General features: G+C 42.9%; 22 protein-coding genes. 5 read left to right on the forward strand and 17 right to left on the reverse strand.

What is annotated here, in order from left to right; translation table 11 throughout:
- Both EJP82_RS26360 and EJP82_RS26365 read left to right on the forward strand, forming a co-directional pair.
- Positions 1-363, forward strand: a 363-nt coding sequence (locus tag EJP82_RS26360) for an IS3 family transposase (protein WP_127195056.1), incomplete at its 5' end; no start/stop codon positions are given.
- Positions 364-629: 266 nt separating this feature from the next.
- Positions 630-1,193 (forward strand): shikimate kinase, encoded by a 564-nt coding sequence (locus tag EJP82_RS26365; protein WP_127195057.1) that lies wholly within the window; start codon positions 630-632, stop codon positions 1,191-1,193.
- A gap of 6 nt (positions 1,194-1,199) precedes the next feature.
- Here EJP82_RS26365 and EJP82_RS26370 read toward each other — a convergent pair whose 3' ends face one another.
- From EJP82_RS26370 to EJP82_RS26385, 4 genes are all read right to left on the reverse strand, one after another.
- A complete protein-coding gene (locus tag EJP82_RS26370) occupies positions 1,200-1,382 on the reverse strand; it encodes a hypothetical protein (protein WP_127195058.1) in 183 nt (60 codons plus the stop codon).
- A gap of 77 nt (positions 1,383-1,459) precedes the next feature.
- Positions 1,460-2,224 carry a type I 3-dehydroquinate dehydratase gene (gene aroD / locus EJP82_RS26375; protein WP_127195059.1) on the reverse strand — a complete coding sequence of 255 codons (765 nt, stop codon included), beginning with the start codon at positions 2,222-2,224 and terminating at the stop codon, positions 1,460-1,462.
- Between the two features lie 624 nt (positions 2,225-2,848).
- Positions 2,849-4,591, reverse strand: a complete 1,743-nt coding sequence (locus EJP82_RS26380) for an ABC transporter ATP-binding protein (RefSeq protein ID WP_127195060.1) — start codon at positions 4,589-4,591, stop codon at positions 2,849-2,851.
- Entirely contained in the window at positions 4,591-6,339 is a 1,749-nt protein-coding gene (locus EJP82_RS26385; RefSeq protein ID WP_425464371.1) for an ABC transporter ATP-binding protein, read from the reverse strand. The genes EJP82_RS26380 and EJP82_RS26385 overlap by 1 nt, the downstream gene beginning before the upstream one ends.
- A 137-nt stretch (positions 6,340-6,476) precedes the next feature.
- Here EJP82_RS26385 and EJP82_RS26390 point away from each other — a divergent pair, with 137 nt between their 5' ends.
- Positions 6,477-7,346: a LysR family transcriptional regulator gene (locus tag EJP82_RS26390; protein ID WP_127195062.1), complete on the forward strand. Its 870-nt coding sequence runs from the start codon at positions 6,477-6,479 to the stop codon at positions 7,344-7,346.
- 10 nt (positions 7,347-7,356) lie between these two features.
- Here EJP82_RS26390 and EJP82_RS26395 read toward each other — a convergent pair whose 3' ends face one another.
- From EJP82_RS26395 to EJP82_RS26420, 6 genes are all read right to left on the reverse strand, one after another.
- On the reverse strand, positions 7,357-7,956 hold the full coding sequence (locus EJP82_RS26395; protein ID WP_127195063.1) for a response regulator transcription factor: 600 nt from the start codon (positions 7,954-7,956) through the stop codon (positions 7,357-7,359).
- Positions 7,953-9,131, reverse strand: coding sequence for a sensor histidine kinase (locus EJP82_RS26400; protein WP_127195064.1), 1,179 nt, complete (start codon positions 9,129-9,131; stop codon positions 7,953-7,955). The genes EJP82_RS26395 and EJP82_RS26400 overlap by 4 nt, the downstream gene beginning before the upstream one ends.
- Positions 9,132-9,213: 82 nt before the next feature.
- Complete coding sequence (gene desA, locus EJP82_RS26405; RefSeq protein WP_127195065.1) at positions 9,214-10,278, reverse strand: Delta(5) desaturase DesA; 1,065 nt, start codon at positions 10,276-10,278, stop codon at positions 9,214-9,216.
- A gap of 653 nt (positions 10,279-10,931) precedes the next feature.
- Entirely contained in the window at positions 10,932-12,545 is a 1,614-nt protein-coding gene (locus tag EJP82_RS26410) for a hypothetical protein (RefSeq protein WP_127195066.1), read from the reverse strand.
- Positions 12,542-13,279: an ABC transporter ATP-binding protein gene (locus tag EJP82_RS26415; RefSeq protein WP_211350321.1), complete on the reverse strand. Its 738-nt coding sequence runs from the start codon at positions 13,277-13,279 to the stop codon at positions 12,542-12,544. The genes EJP82_RS26410 and EJP82_RS26415 overlap by 4 nt, the downstream gene beginning before the upstream one ends.
- A 2-nt stretch (positions 13,280-13,281) precedes the next feature.
- On the reverse strand, positions 13,282-13,665 hold the full coding sequence (locus EJP82_RS26420) for a GntR family transcriptional regulator (RefSeq protein WP_127195067.1): 384 nt from the start codon (positions 13,663-13,665) through the stop codon (positions 13,282-13,284).
- Between the two features lie 200 nt (positions 13,666-13,865).
- Here EJP82_RS26420 and EJP82_RS26425 point away from each other — a divergent pair, with 200 nt between their 5' ends.
- On the forward strand, positions 13,866-14,312 hold the full coding sequence (locus EJP82_RS26425) for a hypothetical protein (RefSeq protein ID WP_127195068.1): 447 nt from the start codon (positions 13,866-13,868) through the stop codon (positions 14,310-14,312).
- A 51-nt stretch (positions 14,313-14,363) separates the two neighbouring features.
- Complete coding sequence (locus EJP82_RS26430; protein WP_127195069.1) at positions 14,364-14,933, forward strand: DUF6709 family protein; 570 nt, start codon at positions 14,364-14,366, stop codon at positions 14,931-14,933.
- A gap of 53 nt (positions 14,934-14,986) precedes the next feature.
- Here the strand turns inward: EJP82_RS26430 and EJP82_RS28585 are convergent, their stop codons facing one another.
- The 7 genes from EJP82_RS28585 to EJP82_RS26465 all read right to left on the reverse strand — a co-directional run.
- On the reverse strand, positions 14,987-15,850 hold the full coding sequence (locus EJP82_RS28585; protein WP_246054446.1) for an SEC-C metal-binding domain-containing protein: 864 nt from the start codon (positions 15,848-15,850) through the stop codon (positions 14,987-14,989).
- Between the two features lie 177 nt (positions 15,851-16,027).
- The gene (locus EJP82_RS26440) at positions 16,028-16,297 is read right to left on the reverse strand and encodes a NifU N-terminal domain-containing protein (protein ID WP_127195070.1); all 270 of its coding nucleotides are present in this window, start codon (positions 16,295-16,297) and stop codon (positions 16,028-16,030) included.
- A 14-nt stretch (positions 16,298-16,311) separates the two neighbouring features.
- Positions 16,312-16,761, reverse strand: a complete 450-nt coding sequence (locus EJP82_RS26445; protein WP_246054447.1) for a HEAT repeat domain-containing protein — start codon at positions 16,759-16,761, stop codon at positions 16,312-16,314.
- Positions 16,762-16,777: 16 nt separating this feature from the next.
- A complete protein-coding gene (locus EJP82_RS26450; protein ID WP_127195072.1) occupies positions 16,778-16,951 on the reverse strand; it encodes a DUF3934 family protein in 174 nt (57 codons plus the stop codon).
- A gap of 216 nt (positions 16,952-17,167) precedes the next feature.
- Positions 17,168-18,172, reverse strand: coding sequence for an anti-sigma factor (locus EJP82_RS26455; RefSeq protein WP_127195073.1), 1,005 nt, complete (start codon positions 18,170-18,172; stop codon positions 17,168-17,170).
- Positions 18,169-18,660 (reverse strand): RNA polymerase sigma factor, encoded by a 492-nt coding sequence (locus EJP82_RS26460; protein ID WP_127195074.1) that lies wholly within the window; start codon positions 18,658-18,660, stop codon positions 18,169-18,171. The genes EJP82_RS26455 and EJP82_RS26460 overlap by 4 nt, the downstream gene beginning before the upstream one ends.
- A 199-nt stretch (positions 18,661-18,859) precedes the next feature.
- Positions 18,860-19,318 (reverse strand): BclA C-terminal domain-containing protein (locus EJP82_RS26465; protein WP_425464372.1); only part of this gene is annotated, 459 nt, incomplete at its 5' end.

The raw sequence follows: 19,318 nt of genomic DNA on the forward strand, positions 1-19,318 counted from the left end.
ATGACAACTGAATTAGTCCTTGAGGCGTTAAAGGATGCCTACGCAGCCAAGAAGCTCATTCACCATTCTGATCGTGGAGCACAGTACGCTTCCACAGAATACCGTGAACTGCTTAAGAGCTACAACATGATCTCTAGCATGAGTCGCAAGGGAAATTGCTACGACAATGCTTGTATTGAATCGTTTCATAGCATCCTAAAGAAGGAACTCGTTTATTGCAGAAGGTTTAGGACCAAACAACAAGCCAAAGACGAGTTGTTTCGATATATCGAGTTTTTTTACAATCGCAAGCGAATTCATGGTGCGCTTGGATACTTGTCACCGATTCGTTTTGCTACACAGTTTCAGAAGAAATCTGCTTAATTCGCTTAAGGTAGTGTCCACTTTTTTGACAGAGGTCCATTATTCCAGTTAAAAGGGGATTTAGATGTCCTCTCAACAATTTAACAGGAGTATTTCCCTATAATTGTGTGTCAGGACCCCGGACTCAAGTACAAGCGATCCATGGTCAAGTAACTATTATGGTATGGGGTGCCATGTTTTCTCACACCCGTTATTGATGTAATTTCTCGTTGACCTTATAATGAGTGTCAAACACAATAAGTACTGAATGGGTAGGAGTGGTCGGAATGATCTCCAATGAGGAATTAGCTCAAAAGGATAAAAATATTGTCTTAATCGGCTTTATGGGCGTAGGAAAAACTACGATTGGTCAACATCTCGCCAAGAAATTAGATCGTGAATTTATCGACATTGATGCTCAAATAGAGCAAAAATACGGAATGCCTGTGACACAAATTTTCAAGTCCGTTGGTGAGAAAGAGTTCCGCCAAATGGAAAAGGACTACATTCTTAATGTTTGCAGTGATTCTAAGTTTAAGATCATTTCTCTTGGCGGCGGTGCGTTCCTACAGGAGGAAATTAAGAACATATGTCTGTCGACATCTAACGTCATCTATCTGAATATTTCCTGGGAAACATGGAAGAGACGACTTCATTTGATCATAGACAGCAGACCTATCCTCCAGAACAAGAGCATGGACGAAATAGAAGCACTATTCTATACCCGTCAGAACTCATACTCTCCGAATCATGCTTCGGTGAATATAGATGGACTCGGATTTGAAGAAGCCGCTGACCATATCATCCATTCGTTAAATCTCATTGCAGATCGTCCTGACGAATTATACTAGTAGGTGTTAGCGGGTAGGACGGTCCGCGAACTTGCTTCCGGCAACCGAACTACCAAACGAACTACCAAACGAACTAATCGACACGACACGGATCGTTCCTGCCATCGCCGTAGTCTCCATATCTCTCGACTGAACCGCTTGGCGGTTGAACCCAACACAGACCTGCAAAAGATGCTCACAAATTCCCACGATAGAGTAGACCTCGGAGATCCAGGCGACCTCTATCGTATTTTCGGAATCGATCCGTCCTCTACACTATTTCGATGTTATAGATTACGATGTAACAACGATAACACATTTCGTAGTTCTCCTACTGCTACCTGCCCTGGAGCAGAAGCCTTGTTTGCCGCCCCAAAGGTTAGCGCTGAACCAAACACTTCTCCCGCTATACGGCTTATGACGCCCGCACCCGCCATCGACATCGTAATAATTGGTCGATCTGCATATTGCTCCTTCATCCGATATGTCGCTTCAAGTAAAGTCAGGACATCTAACGGACTTATTGGCATCACAGCAATTTTAGGGATATCTCCGCCTAAATCCTGTGCTCTTTTCAGCCTAGCCACAATTTCATCTCGTGGTGGAGTTTTGTCGAAATCATGATTAGAAATAATGACAAACACATCATGCGCATGGGCTACTTCAATCAGTTCCTCGATCGCCTGCTCCTCGTTAAACAACTCTACATCTATAAGTTCAACCTGTCCCGTTGTTGCGATTTCCCTATTTAACTGAAAATAAAAGTCTGTACTTACTTCCCTCTCGCCGCCTTCTTTAGCGCTACGGAATGTGAATAATAGCGGAATATCCTTGAGAATGGACCGAATCTGCATCAAAATCTCTTTCACCGCTGCGATATCCTCCACTTGCTCAAAGAAATCAACCCGCCATTCGACAACATCCAGATCTAGTGTCGTCATTAAAGCTGCTTCATCCTTTAATTGTTGCCGTGTCTTCCCTACCATCGGAACGCAAATTTTCGTTGCGCCTGCTCCAAGGGTCACACCTTTGACGGTTATTGTTCTACTCATAGGTTCATGTTCCTTTCATCGTTTACCATTATGTATCCTAAAGAAAAACGGTTTGCCTAGGATGAAGGGCAAACCATTTTGTGTTCCGAGGGAACCATTTATATGATTATATCACAGAATTCGTGATGACCAAGACTCACATCCCCTAATGTCCCCAGCCTGAGGAAAATCCAAATTCAGAGATCTTATGTAGACCACCAGCTCTCCATGATGGAGAATTTCATGCTCAATGAGTGCCTGGATATGCTTTTTTAGATCCCATTCAACACCAAATCACATAACTTTGGCATTGGTGTAGTGGTTATTATTATCTATATAAGGTGAAATAAAAATTGATGAGATAGCGGAGAGAGCGAAATGATTCTGAAGAAGCTAAAAGCTTTCCTTAAGAAAGCTACATCGGAAGCATAAGCTGCGTCCGCCTGNAGAAAGCTACATCGGAAGCATAAGCTGCGTCCGCCTGAAATCTTTCTGGAAGAAAGCTGCTTCGTAAGCATATGCTTTGTCCCCAAATTTCAACCTTTATAACAATTCAATCAGGAAATTTGGGGACAACAGCGATCGTAAGAACTTTTCGCTCTCGCAGTCTTAAGCATAATGATTAGTTCAACTTATATATGAATCCTACGCCGTGGCGAATTGGCTATTATATAGCTGAGCATAATGCCCGCCTCGCTCTAATAATTCCTCGTGACTGCCACTTTCGACGACATCCCCATTCTTCATGTACAGGATCAGATCCGCCTCGCGGATCGTGGATAACCTGTGAGCAATCACAAAGCTGGTTCGTCCTTCGATCATCTTCAGGAATGCCTTTTGAATGCGGATTTCCGTCATCGTATCAATGCTGCTTGTAGCTTCATCTAAAATCAGCATCGGTGGGTCCACTAGCATGACACGTGCGATCGTGAGCAGTTGCTTCTGTCCTTGGGACAAGCTATCCCCTGTCCCACTAATTACTGTATCGTACCCCTGAGGCAAGCGTTTGATAAAGCTATGGGCATTGGCCGCTTTCGCAGCTGCAATGATCTCTTCCTCGGTTGCCCCCGGCTTACCGTATGCGATATTATCCCGTATGCTACCCGCAAATAACCAGGTATCCTGCAGCACCATCCCGAATTTCCGCCGCAAGCTATCACGAGTCATGTCGTTAATATTGATGCCATCAATTTCAATTGAGCCACCATCCACATCATAGAAACGCATCAACAGATTCACCAGTGTCGTCTTACCAGCACCTGTTTGTCCCACGATTGCGATCCGGGTGCCTGGCTTCACTACTAGACTGAAATCTGTAATCAAGGGGCGCTCCGGCACATAAGCAAACTTCACATGATTAAATGTGATCGTACCTGGAATGTTCTGCTCCACATCAACCGCATTCGCAGCATCCTGTACTTCCGGTGTTAGATCAAGTATGGCGAAAATACGTTGAGCCGAAGCTGTCGCCGATTGAAACTGGGTTAATACACCCGTAATTTCATTAAATGGTTTTGCAAAAAGGTTAGAATAGATAAGGAAACTGGACAAATCCCCCACCGATATTTTGGACAAAATAACCGCCAAGCTACCGATCATTGCTGTGACTGAGAAGGTTATGTTATTTACCAACCGAGTTGTCGGATTGGAAAGGGATCCATAGAACTGCGACTTTACACCCGCTTGATACAATTCCTCGTTCTTAGACTTAAATTGTTCAAAGGAACGATCTTCGTAATGAAATGCTTGCACGACTTTCCCGCCGCCTACCATCTCTTCTACATAGCCATTGAGACCGCCCAATATTTGGGCTTGTTCCCGAAATAGCGCCTGAGATCGCGTTGTTATAAACCTTGCTACAAAATACGTAACCGGTGCTGAGAGCAACACAACAAATGTCATCATTGGATTGATGAACAACATGAATCCTATCGCACCCGCAATGGTGATAATCCCCGTGAGTAGAGTAGAAATACCCTGCAGGAGTGCATCCGAGACAGCATCCATATCATTGACAAAGCGGCTGATGCTATCTCCATGAGGGTGATTATCGTGAAATTTCAGCGGTAGTACGTCCATGTGATGAAACAAATCGCCCCGCATATCATTCACGGTCTGGTAAGCAATACGGTTCGTTAAATAAGCTAACAGCCAACCAAACAAACTTCCTGTGAAATATACAATCCCCAAACCAATTAGTATTTTCGTGATACCGGGGAAATTGACGGTTCCGACTCCAAACATCTCGTCGATCGCACGACCGATCATAAACGGTCCAATTAGACTGGCAGCAACACTAAGAACAGCGCATACTATCGCCCAAAAAGCAGATTTTTTGTGTCGCCCTACATAAGTTAATAGCCTTTGCCAAGTTTCTTTGGTTCCCATTAGCCCACCTCCTGACTAGAGAGCTGAGAGAGACATATTTCCTTATATACGTCACAGCTCTGGAGCAGATCATCATGACGCCCTACACCAACAATATGTCCTTCATCAAAAACAATAATTTTGTCTGCATGCTGAACTGTACTTACACGTTGCGACACCAAAAGTAAGGTCATCCCGCCGCTGTACTCCCGGATTGCCCGTCTTAGAGCCGCATCTGTGGCATAATCAAGCGCACTAGAGGAGTCGTCCAGAATAAGAATCTCAGGTCTTGTAGCGACTGCACGTGCAATCGTTAAACGCTGTTTCTGACCACCTGATAAGTTCAGTCCGCCCCGGGATATCATCGTTTGATAGCCATCCGGCAGCTTAGTAATGAATTCATCTGCTTGCGCAATCTTTGCGGCAAGAATGACCTCTTCATCTGTAGCGTGTTCATTCCCCCAACGAATGTTATCCGCAATCGTCCCCGTAAAAAGCACAGCCTTTTGTGGGACGATACCGATTTTCTGGCGCAATTGGTGTAATGGATAATCTTTCACATTGATGCCGGCTACCCTCACTTTACCCACAGTTGCATCATAGAATCTCGGGATTAGATTAATAAACGTTGATTTGCCCATCCCCGTCCCGCCTATAATCCCTACGGTTTCGCCGTGGTTAATGACAACAGAAATGTCCGACAGGGCCTTCTCCCCTGTTGTACTATAACCAAAGGATACCCCCTCAAACTGGATCGCTGGAGGATTGGAATTGGCATCAGCAACGCCATCAGTAACACTCCCTGGATCTTGAACCGATGCCTGAACCGCCAATACTTCATTAATTCGTGCTGCGGAGGAAGATGCTTTGGTGAAAATTATGATCAAATTCGACACCACGATCAGAGCCAATAAAATTTGCGTAACATAATTTATAAACGCAATAATTTCACCTTGGGACAGTAAACCCTGATTAATATGTATACCTCCGACCCAGAGGATCGCAATTATGGCTCCATTCACTACGAGTGTGGTCATTGGACTCAGAAGTGCGGAGACACGGCCGACACGAATAGCGGTTTGTGTGATATCATCTGAAGCTTCATTGAAGCGTTGGCGCTCTGCTCTACTCTTAGCAAAAGCGCGAATGACTCTGACCCCGGTCAAGTTCTCACTCAAGACGAGCGCTATCTTATCCAACTTCTTCTGGTAGCTACGATAGAGTGGTGCTGACCGAGTAATGATGAGGTACAAAATAATGGCAAACACTGGCGTGGCAGCCAGTAGAACAAGCGATAATTTGAAATCAAGAATCATCGCCATAATAATGGCCCCGATACAAATAAACGGCGCACGGATCACAAGCCGAATTAACATCGCAACTGCGAGTTGAAGTTGGTTAACGTCATTCGTAACTCTGTTCACTAAGGACTGTGTTCCAAGCTGGTCCAGCTCAGCATAAGAAAGCTTCGAAATATGTTTGAACAACGTATTACGAAGCGTAGTACCAAAGCCTTGTGAGGCACGTGCGGCATAGTATTGGCAGACCATGGAACAGCCAAATCCCAGGATGGACATTAGCAGCATTAACCCACCCATCCTTAATACATAAGCTCTATCGCCTGCACCTATACCGTTATTAATAATCAGAGCTACAATCGTCGGCAGTAACAGTTCTAGTATCGCTTCAAACAACTTAAAAATGGGACCGATAATACTTTCTTTCCTGTACGGTTTCAAAAATGTCAAAAGCTTCAGCAAAGTTACCATCACCCAATCTAAATAATTATTGAATCTTTGATTATTCCCCTCGTTCCGTTATGATTATGACATACAATCTGACATATTAAAAATATCTGATTCATATCACTCATATACGAATTTCATATATATTGGAGGGACAGACCATGGACATCAGACAATTAAAATATTTTCTAGCCATAGCCGAGGAAGGCCAAATCACTTCAGCAGCTAAGAAACTGCAAATGGCTCAACCCCCGCTGAGCCAGCAGCTTAAGTTATTGGAAGAAGAGCTTGGGGTCAAGCTGGTAGAACGAGGTCCGAGAAGAATCCAACTTACCGAAGCCGGGGTCATTTTGCAGAATAGAGCCAAACAAATTCTTGAGCTGAGCGATTCTACTACCAGAGAGATTAAAGACCTGGTCAAAGGCCTGAAGGGAACCTTGTCCATAGGGACGGTGTCCTCGTCAGGTGCAACTCTTTTAAAAGACAGACTTTCTGAATTTCACCGAAACTATACGGGCGTTAAATTTGAGATTCATGAGGGTAACACCTTTATGATCATCGATCTTTTGAGTAAAGGAATTGTAGAGGTTGGTATTGTTAGGACTCCGTTTAATTTGTCTAATCTAGGCTGTAAATATGCGGAACCCGAACCCATGATCGCCGCTATGACCCGAGAGCATGATTGGAACCCCAGCAAGTCTACAATTGATGTCTCAGAATTAAAAGATAGACCACTCATTATCTACCGTAGGTTTGAGCCACTTATTCGTGAGACTTGTCTCAACCATGGCTTTGAACCTAATATTTTCTGCAAAAATGATGATGCACGTACAACACTCCTATGGGCCAATGCAGGACTCGGAGTTGGGATTGCGCCTAAGTCTGCCTTCGATCTAGCCAATACCGACAATCTTGTGTATAAAGAAATCCAAAGCGAAAATCTGCGCACGCAAATAGCAGCCATTTGGATGAAAGACAAATATCTCTCCTCCATGGCTGCTAAGTTTATAGAAAGCTTTAACCGGGGGTAACTTTTCTCCCCTATTTGAACCAGCCTTTCTCTTTGAAACGAGTGATGGCTTCAATCCGGTTGCCAACACCCAGTTTCTCGAGGATGACGGAAATATAATTTCGGACCGTACCCGTTGTGATATATAACTCCGTTGCGATCTCCTTCGTATTTTTCCCGTCGGCGATCAGTTCGAGCACTGCCTTCTCCCGCTCTGTTAACGGATTCTCTTCACTGTAGGCCTCATCCACCAAATCCGGTGCATAGATGCGACGACCTGCCATGATGCTGCGAATAGAGGTAGCTAGCTCCTCACTTGGACTATCTTTTAACAAGTAACCGCTAGCTCCAGCCTTGAGTGCACGCTCAAAATATCCTGGACGGGCAAAGGTAGTAAGGATCATGACTTTACATCCTAAACCCTTTAATTCCTCGGCTGCGTCTAATCCATTCTTAAGTGGCATCTCAATATCCATTATGCAAATGTCCGGTTTATGAAGATGTACTAATTTCACGGCATCCTCACCATTACTGGCCTTACCTACAACCGTCATATCCTCTTCCAAATCCAGCAGGGAAGCCAGAGCGCCCAGCAACATTCGCTGGTCCTCAGCAATTACGATCCTAATCATACCCCCGCCTCCTTTTCAGACTGTTCTAACTTTTCTGACTCTGACTTTTCCGATTTATCCGGTTTATTAGTAACGTTCGGTATTTTAATGATAATGCTTGTGCCATGATCCGCAACGAGTTCCAAACTTCCGTTCACAAACTCTAGTCGTTCTTTCATTCCGCGCAACCCACTCCCCCTGGAGAATGCGGACTCTCCCGCAATGCCGGTCCCATCGTCCTTTACCTTAATGACCAAATCCGTACGTGTCGATTCTATAGATATAGCACAGGACTTCGCACCACTATGTCTTACAACATTTGTGACCGCTTCTTTAAGACACATGCTGAGTACGTTCTCGTTTAAGAGGGAGGTATTGTCCAGTTTAGGGTCACCCTCCAAGGTGAAATTTATTTCCGCCGCTTTCAATATCTGACTCACCCGAAACACTTCGTCTTCTAATCTTGTGCCCCGCATTTGGGTAACCATTTCCCTTACTTCCTTCAGAGCCGTTCTAGCTGTCTGACTCACATCAATCAATTCATTGCGAGCCTTACCCGGGTCTATATCAATTAGTTTCCCTGCTAAATCACTCTTCAAACCAATTAATGAGAGCTTCTGACCCAAAGTATCGTGCAGATCACGAGCGATTCTCTGACGTTCTTCCAATTTAACCAACTCGGATATTCGCTTATTTGCATCCTCCAACTGTACTTGCAACCTGTCGCTCTTATTTCGATTGTAAGTAGTCACTGGAATGAGAATTACACCTATCATACTGACAAGAACAAAAGGTAACTGCGATATTACAACCGGATTCTGTGACACCAATCCATAATTGATGGTCACGAATGTGGTCACTAAATGAATAATGTACAGTGTAAGGAATCCAGCTTTATTTTTGATATTACCGATAAAAAAGGCTAAAAAGAATGAGAAATAAACATACCCAAACACCAAGGTCATCGTGATGGAGATCAATATCTGTACACTCGTCCAAAAGTAGACGAGCCATCCCTTAGAAATAAAGGAAAGCACATAGCAGAGGAAAAATCCCACAATCATGGCGCTACCTAAGATGACCGAATACGTAGAGGAAAGACGGAATATGAAATAAAAAGGGAGGATGTAGAAAACCACCCACACATACGGGCTAAGACCAGTACTCCTGTGTAAAATCTGATACCAACTCTGCATGGAGTGCCCTCCCCCCTTGTCTTTCGTTATTTAATTGTATAGTAACACACTGGGTCATCGGCATGGAATGCTTCTATACTTGCTACTTGCCCTCTGATCTAAGGTCGGGACGTGGAGTTAACACTTCTGCGACTACTGCACTTGGCTTCCTAACGAGTTTCCTCACATCTTTAAAACTAACAAAAGTTTTCGTACGTTCATCCCACAACCGGAATCGTAACGATTGTAAGCTAGTGCTGATTGTAATCGTCGTTGCTTTCTGCAGCGGCGGTGTAGCATTATGGGCCTTCTCTAAATTATAGTTAGGGACTTTCGGACTCAAATGATGAACATGATGGAAGCCGATATTTCCAGTAATCCATTGCAATAGTGTAGGCAACTTATAATAAGAGCTGCCCTCTACAGCTGCATTAATGTAACTCCATTCCTCGTCATGTTCGAAATATGATTCTTCAAATTGGTGCTGTACATAGAATAACCAGATGCCAAGCATCCCAGATACGAAGAAGATCGGAGCTTGAATCATGACAAAGGCTTGCCAACCAATAGCCCAGCACAGCAATGCGTATAGAGCAACAATTGCAATATTGGTAACATGCGTATTGATTCGCTCCTTACGTTTCGCCCCTTTATGGTTAAAGCGGTAAGAAAATAAAAATATAGCTATAGGGCCTACTCCAAACATAATAATTGGATTCCGATAAATCCGGTAAGCTAGACGACGCCAAAAGGAAGCTTCGGCGTATTCTTCTACGGTAAGCACCCACATATCCCCTGTGCCCCGTTTATCTAGATTGCTACTTGTCGCATGATGAATCGAATGACTATGTTTCCATTGCTGATACGGGCAAAGTGTAATTACCCCCGTAATCGTACCCAGGATCTCATTAGCCAGCCGGCTCTTGAAGAACGATTGGTGACAGCAATCATGAAATATGATAAAAGTCCGGACTACAAACCCGGAAGCGATAATTGTAATAGGAAGGGTCAACCAATAAGATACAGAAAGACTTAAATAAGCAGCATACCAGAGCAGCACTAAAGGCACCAAGGTATTGATTAGCTGACGCACACTCGACTTCGTATCAATTTTTTCATAGGGAGCCATGTTCTTTTTTAAAGTGGACAGGTTAGGTGATTGAGCCATTGTATGTTTTCCTCCTCTAAGTGACGAGCTTTGAACGTGATCGAACTACAATTTCATTGTTATATCTCCATTGTAGAGAAGTTCCGTCATGCGCAGTAGTCATAAACGTCAAGTGGGAAGTATGACAAATGTCACATAGGGAAATGCATTGGAAGGAGCGAAGGAACCATCGAATTGATTCTTCATACAAAAGGACCTGGTTGATAACCAGGTTCTTGATGATGATAAGGTCTTTGATGATGGCTGGGGCGTTGCTGATGACCAGGTCCTTGCTGATGGCCGGGGCGTTGCTGATGACCAGATTCTTGTTGATAGCGAGGTCGCTGTTGTTGACCTGAGTCTTGTTGATAGCTGGAATTTCTCCCGCTAATGTGATTTGTCCCCCACCCAAAGATGGATTAACTGGAATTTCTCCGTTTAATAGGTGCTTGGAAGCTATAATGACCCAGAATCAGTTGTATTAACAGGACAATTTCCATTTAATTAGCGAAACAGTAGCTTTCCCAAACAAATACATGGAGAAATTCCCGCTAAATTACTATCAGCATCGACATCCTACAGCTATACTATCCACCGGTTATTTAACTGCCTATTTCGACGCCTACCTATTTGGACACTTCTCTATTTCGATGCCTACCTATTTCGACACATTCCTATTTCGACGCTTTCCCAAATAAGGACAGGTTCTTGTTCGAACCGTTATCTAGTATACGATGGAAATTCCGTCCTCCGAGCCAGATGCAAAATATCGAAATTGGGATGGTAATCAGCACTAGAAATCCAAGCCTTCCCCATAATAGAGGTTGATCCATACCCATGACTGGCTCTGAATAGAAATACGATTTCACTCTTAAATTTGGCGTGAGAATTAACCAATACAACGGAATTAACAGTATGGATAATAGTGGTGACCGAATCGAAAAGTACACAAGCTGTAACAATGATAATGAGAGGATGATGAGGACTATATTCAGCGTTAAGGAGTAAACATTCCAAGGTAAGGCTTCCAATAAGAACTCTCCGTTTGTTTTGCCGACCAAGAAAGCAACGAATACACCAACCCAGAAGGAAATCGTTAAAGATAGCATATATCGAACGGTTACCATGAATACTGCTGTGATATGAGATAATAGTAAGCGGCTACGATGCATGGGGAATCCTAACCACCACACAAAGTTTTTACGTTCGATTAAGGCTCGATTCATACTCAACAGTACGGCGAATAGTACTGGGAACATGTATATATTAGTTAAAATCCCGTACGCTATTAATGGTTCTTGAGCCGCAAAAAAGGCAACCACCACACATAATATCATGGATACTCCTACTAGAATGCGAGCCCATAATTTCGATTCATAATATCGAAACCTCGAACGATCCAACTGGTACAATGCCGCAAATCCACGACTCTTGCAGTACACTCCATTATGTTCAGCACTATGTTCAGCACTACGTTCAGTTCTCAGTTCGATTCTCTGCTCTGTCTTCTGTCTGTCCTTTGATGCTACCGCTTGATTTCCTTTGCCCTCATTGGCACTCAATATACGTATATCACCAAAGGATCTAATCCCTCTTCTTGCAATAAGACGTATCAAACCATATGCCAGCGGCCAGCCAATCACGACAATCCATACACAATAAGGCAACACATACGGCGGTGATATCATCCATAAGTCAGATTGCTCCAAAGAAATGATTATGCCGAAAAGCATAAATGGTAGAAGAAAGCCTATACAGTAAGGAATCAATACCCACCTAGCCCAGCCACTGTACATGAGACAGAGCGATATACCATAGACTACCGCAATCGGAGCTGATACAACAATGAATAGTATGTAAACTAAGATCATAGACAGTAGCGTCCTCACTGATAATTCGTCTATCGTCCCCATCCATACTTTCAGGCCATAAATACCCGTGCTTATAAGTAGCACCCCAGCCCCAATCCAATAACTTACCCGAGTCAGCCCCATCACCTTGGATATCGTAAGTAACATACGAGAGTGCGGAAGTGTAAGCCACCATTCCCGATACTTCGAGGTCCATAACTTCCCAACATGAACGATAGAAACAATCATGCTGATAGCCAGTGCGCATACAGTTCCTGCTGCAAAGATGGCCTGCGGATTAGAAATCTCTAGATCTAGAAAAGCTCCTCCTATGACCAAAAATGCTATAACCAATAGTGCTGACAATATGTTTCGTCTACTTATTCTAGGCATCAAAGCACGAAATTCATATTGTGCTAATAGTTTAAAGGTGCTCATGCAAACACTTCCCTGTAACAGGATTCCACAGATTTCCCGTGCTGTCGAAGCTGCTCTACATCTTCGACACTTTTGATTTGTCCGTCCCCGATTAACACTAACCGGTCAAACAGCATCTCCATCTCTCTGATATCATGGGTGGCAATCAAAAAAGTTCGTTCCCCATCTCCCATTTCAGCAACAACAGTCGAGGCGATCTGTTCCCTTGAAATCAAATCGACGCCCGTAAATGGTTCATCGAGTATGATTAAGGGTGCTGTTCGAGATAAGCAGGTCAGAAGCTGTAGTCTGGCTTCCTCCCCACGAGACATTGCTGAAATGCTTGTATCCAAATTGATCTTCAAGCGTTCTATGAGTTGTTTCGCGCTCTGCTCATTCCAATCGGGGTAAATCCCTGCGGCAAAAGATAACCACTGCTCAGCCGTTAACCATCCCGGTAAGCTCCCTCGGTCAGGTAACAGTGACAACTTCCCCAGCATTTTTTCTCCGGCTGGTTGTCCGAATACTTGAACTGTTCCCGAATCCTGTGAAGAAAGTCCAGCAATCATGCGCAACAGAGAGGACTTCCCAGCTCCATTGGGACCTAGCAATCCCGTGATCGATCCCTTAGGAATCTCAAAGCTTACCTGATCCAAAATCATCTTCTTCTTCATCTTAAAACTTACTTCATGGCACCGAACGGCGGCCTCTTCACCAAGTTCTATGAGAGGAGATATCACAGCATGTGTACCCATCTTTATTCCTCCTGTTCTGCTAATTCAATCATTTCTTGCACAGATAATCCGAGGGATATGGCCATTTCCTTGAATTGTTGAACGGCTTCCTTCGCCATGACTTTACGTGCTTCCAGTATCATTGCCTCTTCATTTGTAACGAACGTCCCTTGACCACGATAGGTCACGATAAGCCCCATCCTCTCTAACTCCTGATAGGTTCTGGCTGCCGTTGTCGGATTCACTCTTCTGCCCGCAGCAAAATCTCGAACCGAAGGCAAACGTAACCCAGTTGGAAGAAGGCCACGGACAATCCGTGCCGTAATCTGCTCCACAAACTGTTCGTAGATCGGACGAGAAGGATTAACAACAAAATCCTCCGGCAGCAGCATAGGCTCATCTTTCATTCCTTCAACTCCACTCTGGCAGTTCCTTGCCTATTATTGTAGTGCGTGTATGGATACATACCATACACTTTGTGAATGTAGTGTACCACTAAGAGCCATACACTTTCAAGGGTTATTTTCCCAGAAAAAGATACAGAATTTAACAAATTATACCGATATAGATACTAATAAACTGATTTTCTAGTGGAGGATTATTACACATGAAGCGTATTAGGGTTACGGAGATGATTATCAAGGAGAATATGTTAAAGTTTTTTATGTGGTTTTTAATTCTGTGTATTTTTACGATCGTAGCCATACAACCTATTCGAAATACCCTTGGACTCGGTATCGGATTGTTAGGGTTCAAAGACTCCATACATAGTAGTGAAGATCTGCAACAACAATTTGAGAAGAAGTATAAAGGTCTGATTACATTTACGACGGATACGATATATGATACCGGCTACAGATTGTACGAAGATGGGAGTATGTCTACCGAGGTGGAAGAGTACAGTGATGATCTCAAATCTGCTTATGTCTTAGCTAAAATCGATGATCAGGAGGATCAATACGTAACTATCGAAGTACCTCCCGATTTCATCAACAAATATATCACCACAGAACCCCATACATTCACTGGTTATGTGATGAATCTTGAACCTTAGTCTCCTGCGCTGACCGAAAATATAGATAATCCTCCTATGGACAGAGAGGAAATGTCTGAGCTGATTCTTCCTTATGCCATCCAAGCAAACACTTCATTTATAATCATTCAAGGATTATTTCTACAATTGGCATGGATCATAATTTTCTTTTTTACCCTGCGTAGATTGGTCTATCTTCTCCTCCCTCGGTTAAGTAATGTGGGACGCGCAGTAGCACTATATGGCAAATATGATCGTGTTAAGGCTGAAATTGAGAGCGAGCTCTGTCATGAAGTTCGGTTTACAACGGGGAATATTATTATCACAAAATCATGGCTGGTTAATATCCATAAGCTCTATCCTGTCATCATCTCGTTGGACAAGATTGTCTGGATCTATGCTGATGCCAAGCATATAGATTTAAAAGGTATACCTGTACGTAAATTACACTATCTATCTGTAAAAACCTCACTCAAAAAATCATACCGTGTGATGATGGGGGATAAAGTCGAGCTTGAAGATGTCGCATCCAATCTGGTTGAGCAATACCCCTATATCGTAAGTGGCTTCCATCGTCAGATAAGATCCATGTGGAAAAAGAACCCCGATGCACTTATCGCGAATATTTTCTCACGAAAGTAACATACAGGGCTCTAATATTAGGCTGTTATAGTCTTAGTATAGTTGTCTCATGCTTATTGCACGGTATCGTTACTACCGCAACATTTTTTGTATTTCTTGTTACTTCCACAGGAGCAAGGATCATTACGTCCAACTTTAACACGTGTTACTGGTACAGGGGTTTTCCCATTGGTCGATGTTGTATTGGGCGATATGGAAATTGGCGGTGTAGTAATGTTTGGAATTGTAGCATGAGGCTCATGGACCTGGTCCTCTACAAGAAGACTGAGCATTTCCTGCTTAACAGCACTAGCCTTCTGATGCAACCCTAGTTCTGCATAAAGATCCTCAAGTCGTTCCAAGACGTAATACCGATCTTTGAGTCCCTCAACTTCCAGGGCTTGCTCTAATATCTGTACCGCCTTTTCACTATTCTTCTGTTGTCCCAGGGCCAATACCCCATAATGATCGGACCATCTAATCCAACCCCAGCCGGAATAAGGATACGCCGTAAGCTGCTCACGGAAAGACTTCTCCCCTTGTTCCGGCTGCCCCAAATCAAAATAAGACTCCGAAATCGCCCACTTCAGCAATTCTATATCGGGATTACTCTGATCCCTGAACCTAGTAATATATTCACTACAAAAGTTAATTCTCTTCTGGGCAAAACTGCGCTCATCTCTCGATGCATTGCCTAACTCCATTTCAAAATCAGAACTCCAGGTAGAAATCCGTTTCTCTTGTTCAAAAAAGGCCTCGTCCAACTCTTCGATGCTAAGATTAGTTTCGTTATCGATCAACGTGCGCATTTTATCCCAAAGTTGCCCCCAGATCGTGATTGCCGCCAAAGAAATTCCTTCCAGCGAGTAATCGTAGCCTTCTTTCATCAATCCAGCCCATTCATTCTTAATCTCATTATTTAAAGTAAAGGTTTCCATACGTCATTCACACTCCTATCTGTATTACAAAATTCAAGAAAATAATTCCAATGGAAGCTAACAATGCTAAGGATACTAAAAAAACTGACGCCGCTAGTACCGACGTCAGTTAGTTGCCTATAACTTACTTGTACAACAAAGCCACTAAATGAGAGTCTCTCATCAAGGTTGTATCACTTAGCCGTAAACTTTGTCGAAGATCTCTTCTACTTGGGGTAGAATAGCATCCCAGTTAGCGTCAGCTTTCTTGCTAATCGTAACGAAGTCTTTGATCCCGAAGATATTATCGACACCTTCTACGCTAAGTAGTGCTTTAGCCAACGGATGTTCTGTTTCATCGCCAACTTTCAGAGATGTACTTCTAGGACCTTCAAATATAGTTTCACTCGTGCTGATCTTGATAGCATTAGGGTTCGGTGTATTCTGAACATTAATTTGAATTGCCATGATATCACTCCTTCCTATTTTTTCGATAAGGACGTCCATGTCGCTTCTAACCACTTATCAAACTCATCGCCCTTGTTACCTTCATACGTATCATAAATATCAATTCTCATCTTCTTCAACTTCTCTTTGAACTCTTCATAAGTATGGCCTTCAGGCAAACTTTTCTTAATTCTTACTAAGATTTTAGTTAAACCTTTGATCAATTCTCCTTTATTCTTCGCAGGCAATTGAACAGGTTGACCAAATCTCTTGAGATTATGATAAGCAGCCTCTTGAACTCGATAGACAGAATCGTTAGCCATGATTCGAGTTAACAGATCGATAGTTTGTTGGTTATTCCATTGACTCTGACCTAGCTCTTCAACTGCCTCTAAACGTTCTCTCCAATTCGCATTACGATTGGCGGATTTTTTGAGATCCTCATACGTTACAGGTACTTCAATAATTTCTTCTTCTTGATTCAAAATATTCAATCTCCTTCTAATTTTCATTTAAACTTTCGTTAGCCGCCTTAGCTGCATTTTCCTTTTCCTTCTTTACACCTTTGCTAACATAAGGTTTCGGAGCATTCTTGGCTCTGTTAGCAGCAGCCTGCCAACGATTCCAGCCTTTCTTGCCTGTCCCTCTACCGGTTCCACCTTTAGCTTTACTCAAATAATCACTCCGTTATTGGTTGTTATATGTGAGAGTTATCTACTCTTTGTTAGTTGTATCCACTTTGTCTGGATATTTACCCAAGTATGATGAAATATACAACATCGGCTCCAATATGTACAGGAAAAGGCAATTTTACTGTCATATCAGCAGTGTTAATTCAGTGAATTATCGCATATTTTTCGCCCATTAACAAGAAGTAGTAAGTCACCCGACTTAATATTTATCAGTAACGGCTCCCAGAACAGCTCCCCTAACATAAGGTTGCCCACTCAGGATTTGTAACTCCTTCGCATTTCCCGTAAGAACAACACCGAGAATCCGAATGTCACTCTTGTCTGGTTTCGCTTTATCTCCTTTTAAATAATTATTTATCCGATTGAACTCATACTGATATCTACCCTCTAACCCTTGCCCTAATGCATCAATAAAATTCTGTTCATTCACTTCGGGTCCATCTAGGTTGATACCGAATCCGAATAGATAATTATCACCTTCCGGGACAGCATAGCTCATATTCCCATTTCCATCCTCGAAAGGTTCGTAATATTTTTTATTATCATAGGTATCTACCCAATACCACACTTGTGTTAGTTCTGCAGGGATCATCGCCCTTACCTCGGCAAGTGAATATTCCTTATCAAAGGAAATGGCCATCTCAACTAACTTGTCTTGATCCATCTGCTCGAGAGTAGGTAAATCATTTAATATCTTGTCATTATAGTTCACCCCTGGGATGTAATAAGCCATATTCCGCTGTCCATTATACCCGTTATAATTACGGTAATATTCGAATTTTTCTTGGACCATCTTAGGATCAGGCAACGGTATATTTAACCCCTGGGTATTACCACCGACATTGGTAAAGGATAAGAATGGAACAACATTATAGACAGTCTTCTTTGTTTGCCAAGGAATAGGTACGCCTTCCACGACTTTGTACATGTTAATTTCCACTCTACCAGACAAGAAGCCACTTTCACCTGTAATTCCTGAAATATATTGATTGGGTCCACTGATACGCTTGAGAGTATACTCATCGTTCATTAGTTGTGAAGAGCTCCTACTTATAAGCTGAACATTAACAATTGCCCCAACGAATAAAACCACGATCGCTACAATTAAAGAAATGATGATGTTACGGATAGTCGTTCTTCGTTTTGCTCTTTTGATTACTTTCGAAAGACTTTTATCATCTTGATCTTCCCATGGTGCGCTCATTCCACATCACCTCTATACCTTCTCTGAAATTGTTTGCGTGCTTGAAATAACCCTGATTTAACATTCTCGACCTTTACCCCAAGCAAATCGGATATTTCCTGATAAGATAACTCCAATTCATACTTCATAATTAATAGTTGTTTATGATGAGGTAAGAGGTCGGCGAGAACGGAATCAATATCTTCCCGTTTCTCTTGTTGTAACAGCTTGTCTTCTGGTAGATCCATATCCGCGATCTGAACCGATTCAATAGGGACTTGAATCCATTTGTTACGGCGGCATAGATCATAGTAGCGGTTGATTGCAACCTTGTATAACCACGCACTGAATTTATTTGCTTCAATAGATCCAATGTATAAGAAGGCTTTATAGACGGTATCTTGGACAATATCTTCCGCGTCAGCCGGATTAGCACCCAAACGTATTAGGTATTTTCTTATTTCGGTTAACTTAGGTTGGAGTATTTGATGCAGCTGCCCGGGCTCCATTCTTCACCTCCCTTCACTGGTATAACGAACATGTGTCCCAAATGTTATAAGGCAATAAAAAAAGGCTCATACTATTGAGCCTTCATGAATGAAATGCTTGAAGATATTTAGGTTTTCTTTTCTCAAGAGACTCATTTTACCATGCTATTCCACCTGATAGTTTAATAAAACGAGAAGGCTGCTATAGCGACCGTCTCAACTAACCTAGTTTTTTTATAATAATAGAGGCGTTTACGTTCGCTTGTGTTCCACCGGCCAAAGTCTGAAGGGTAACCGCGGCAGCTGAACTATGGTTTCGTAGCGTAAGAACATCACCGGCCGCCAGAGTGATGATAACCTGACCATTGTTTTGCTGAGTACCTGCACCTGAACCGTATACGCTTCCCGCAACCAGATTGCTGCTATTTAAAAATAGTGCGAATTGGTTTGGTTCTACACCCGACACCGAAAAACTTACCTCATAGTTACCCGAATCGACCACTAGAACCGGAGCTGTTCCAGGGGCATGCGTAAATCCAGGTGTTAGAAATCCATTTGTATCAAATGAAACATCAGCCTCTATCGCGACCACCTGAGCTCCTAAGTTGTAAATATACCCATACTGAGATAACCCTTCTCCCGTTGCTCCTGTCGATCCTGTTGCTCCGGCTGGGCCGGC

Source organism: Paenibacillus anaericanus (genome assembly GCF_003994475.1).
Lineage (GTDB): Bacteria > Bacillota > Bacilli > Paenibacillales > Paenibacillaceae > Fontibacillus > Fontibacillus anaericanus.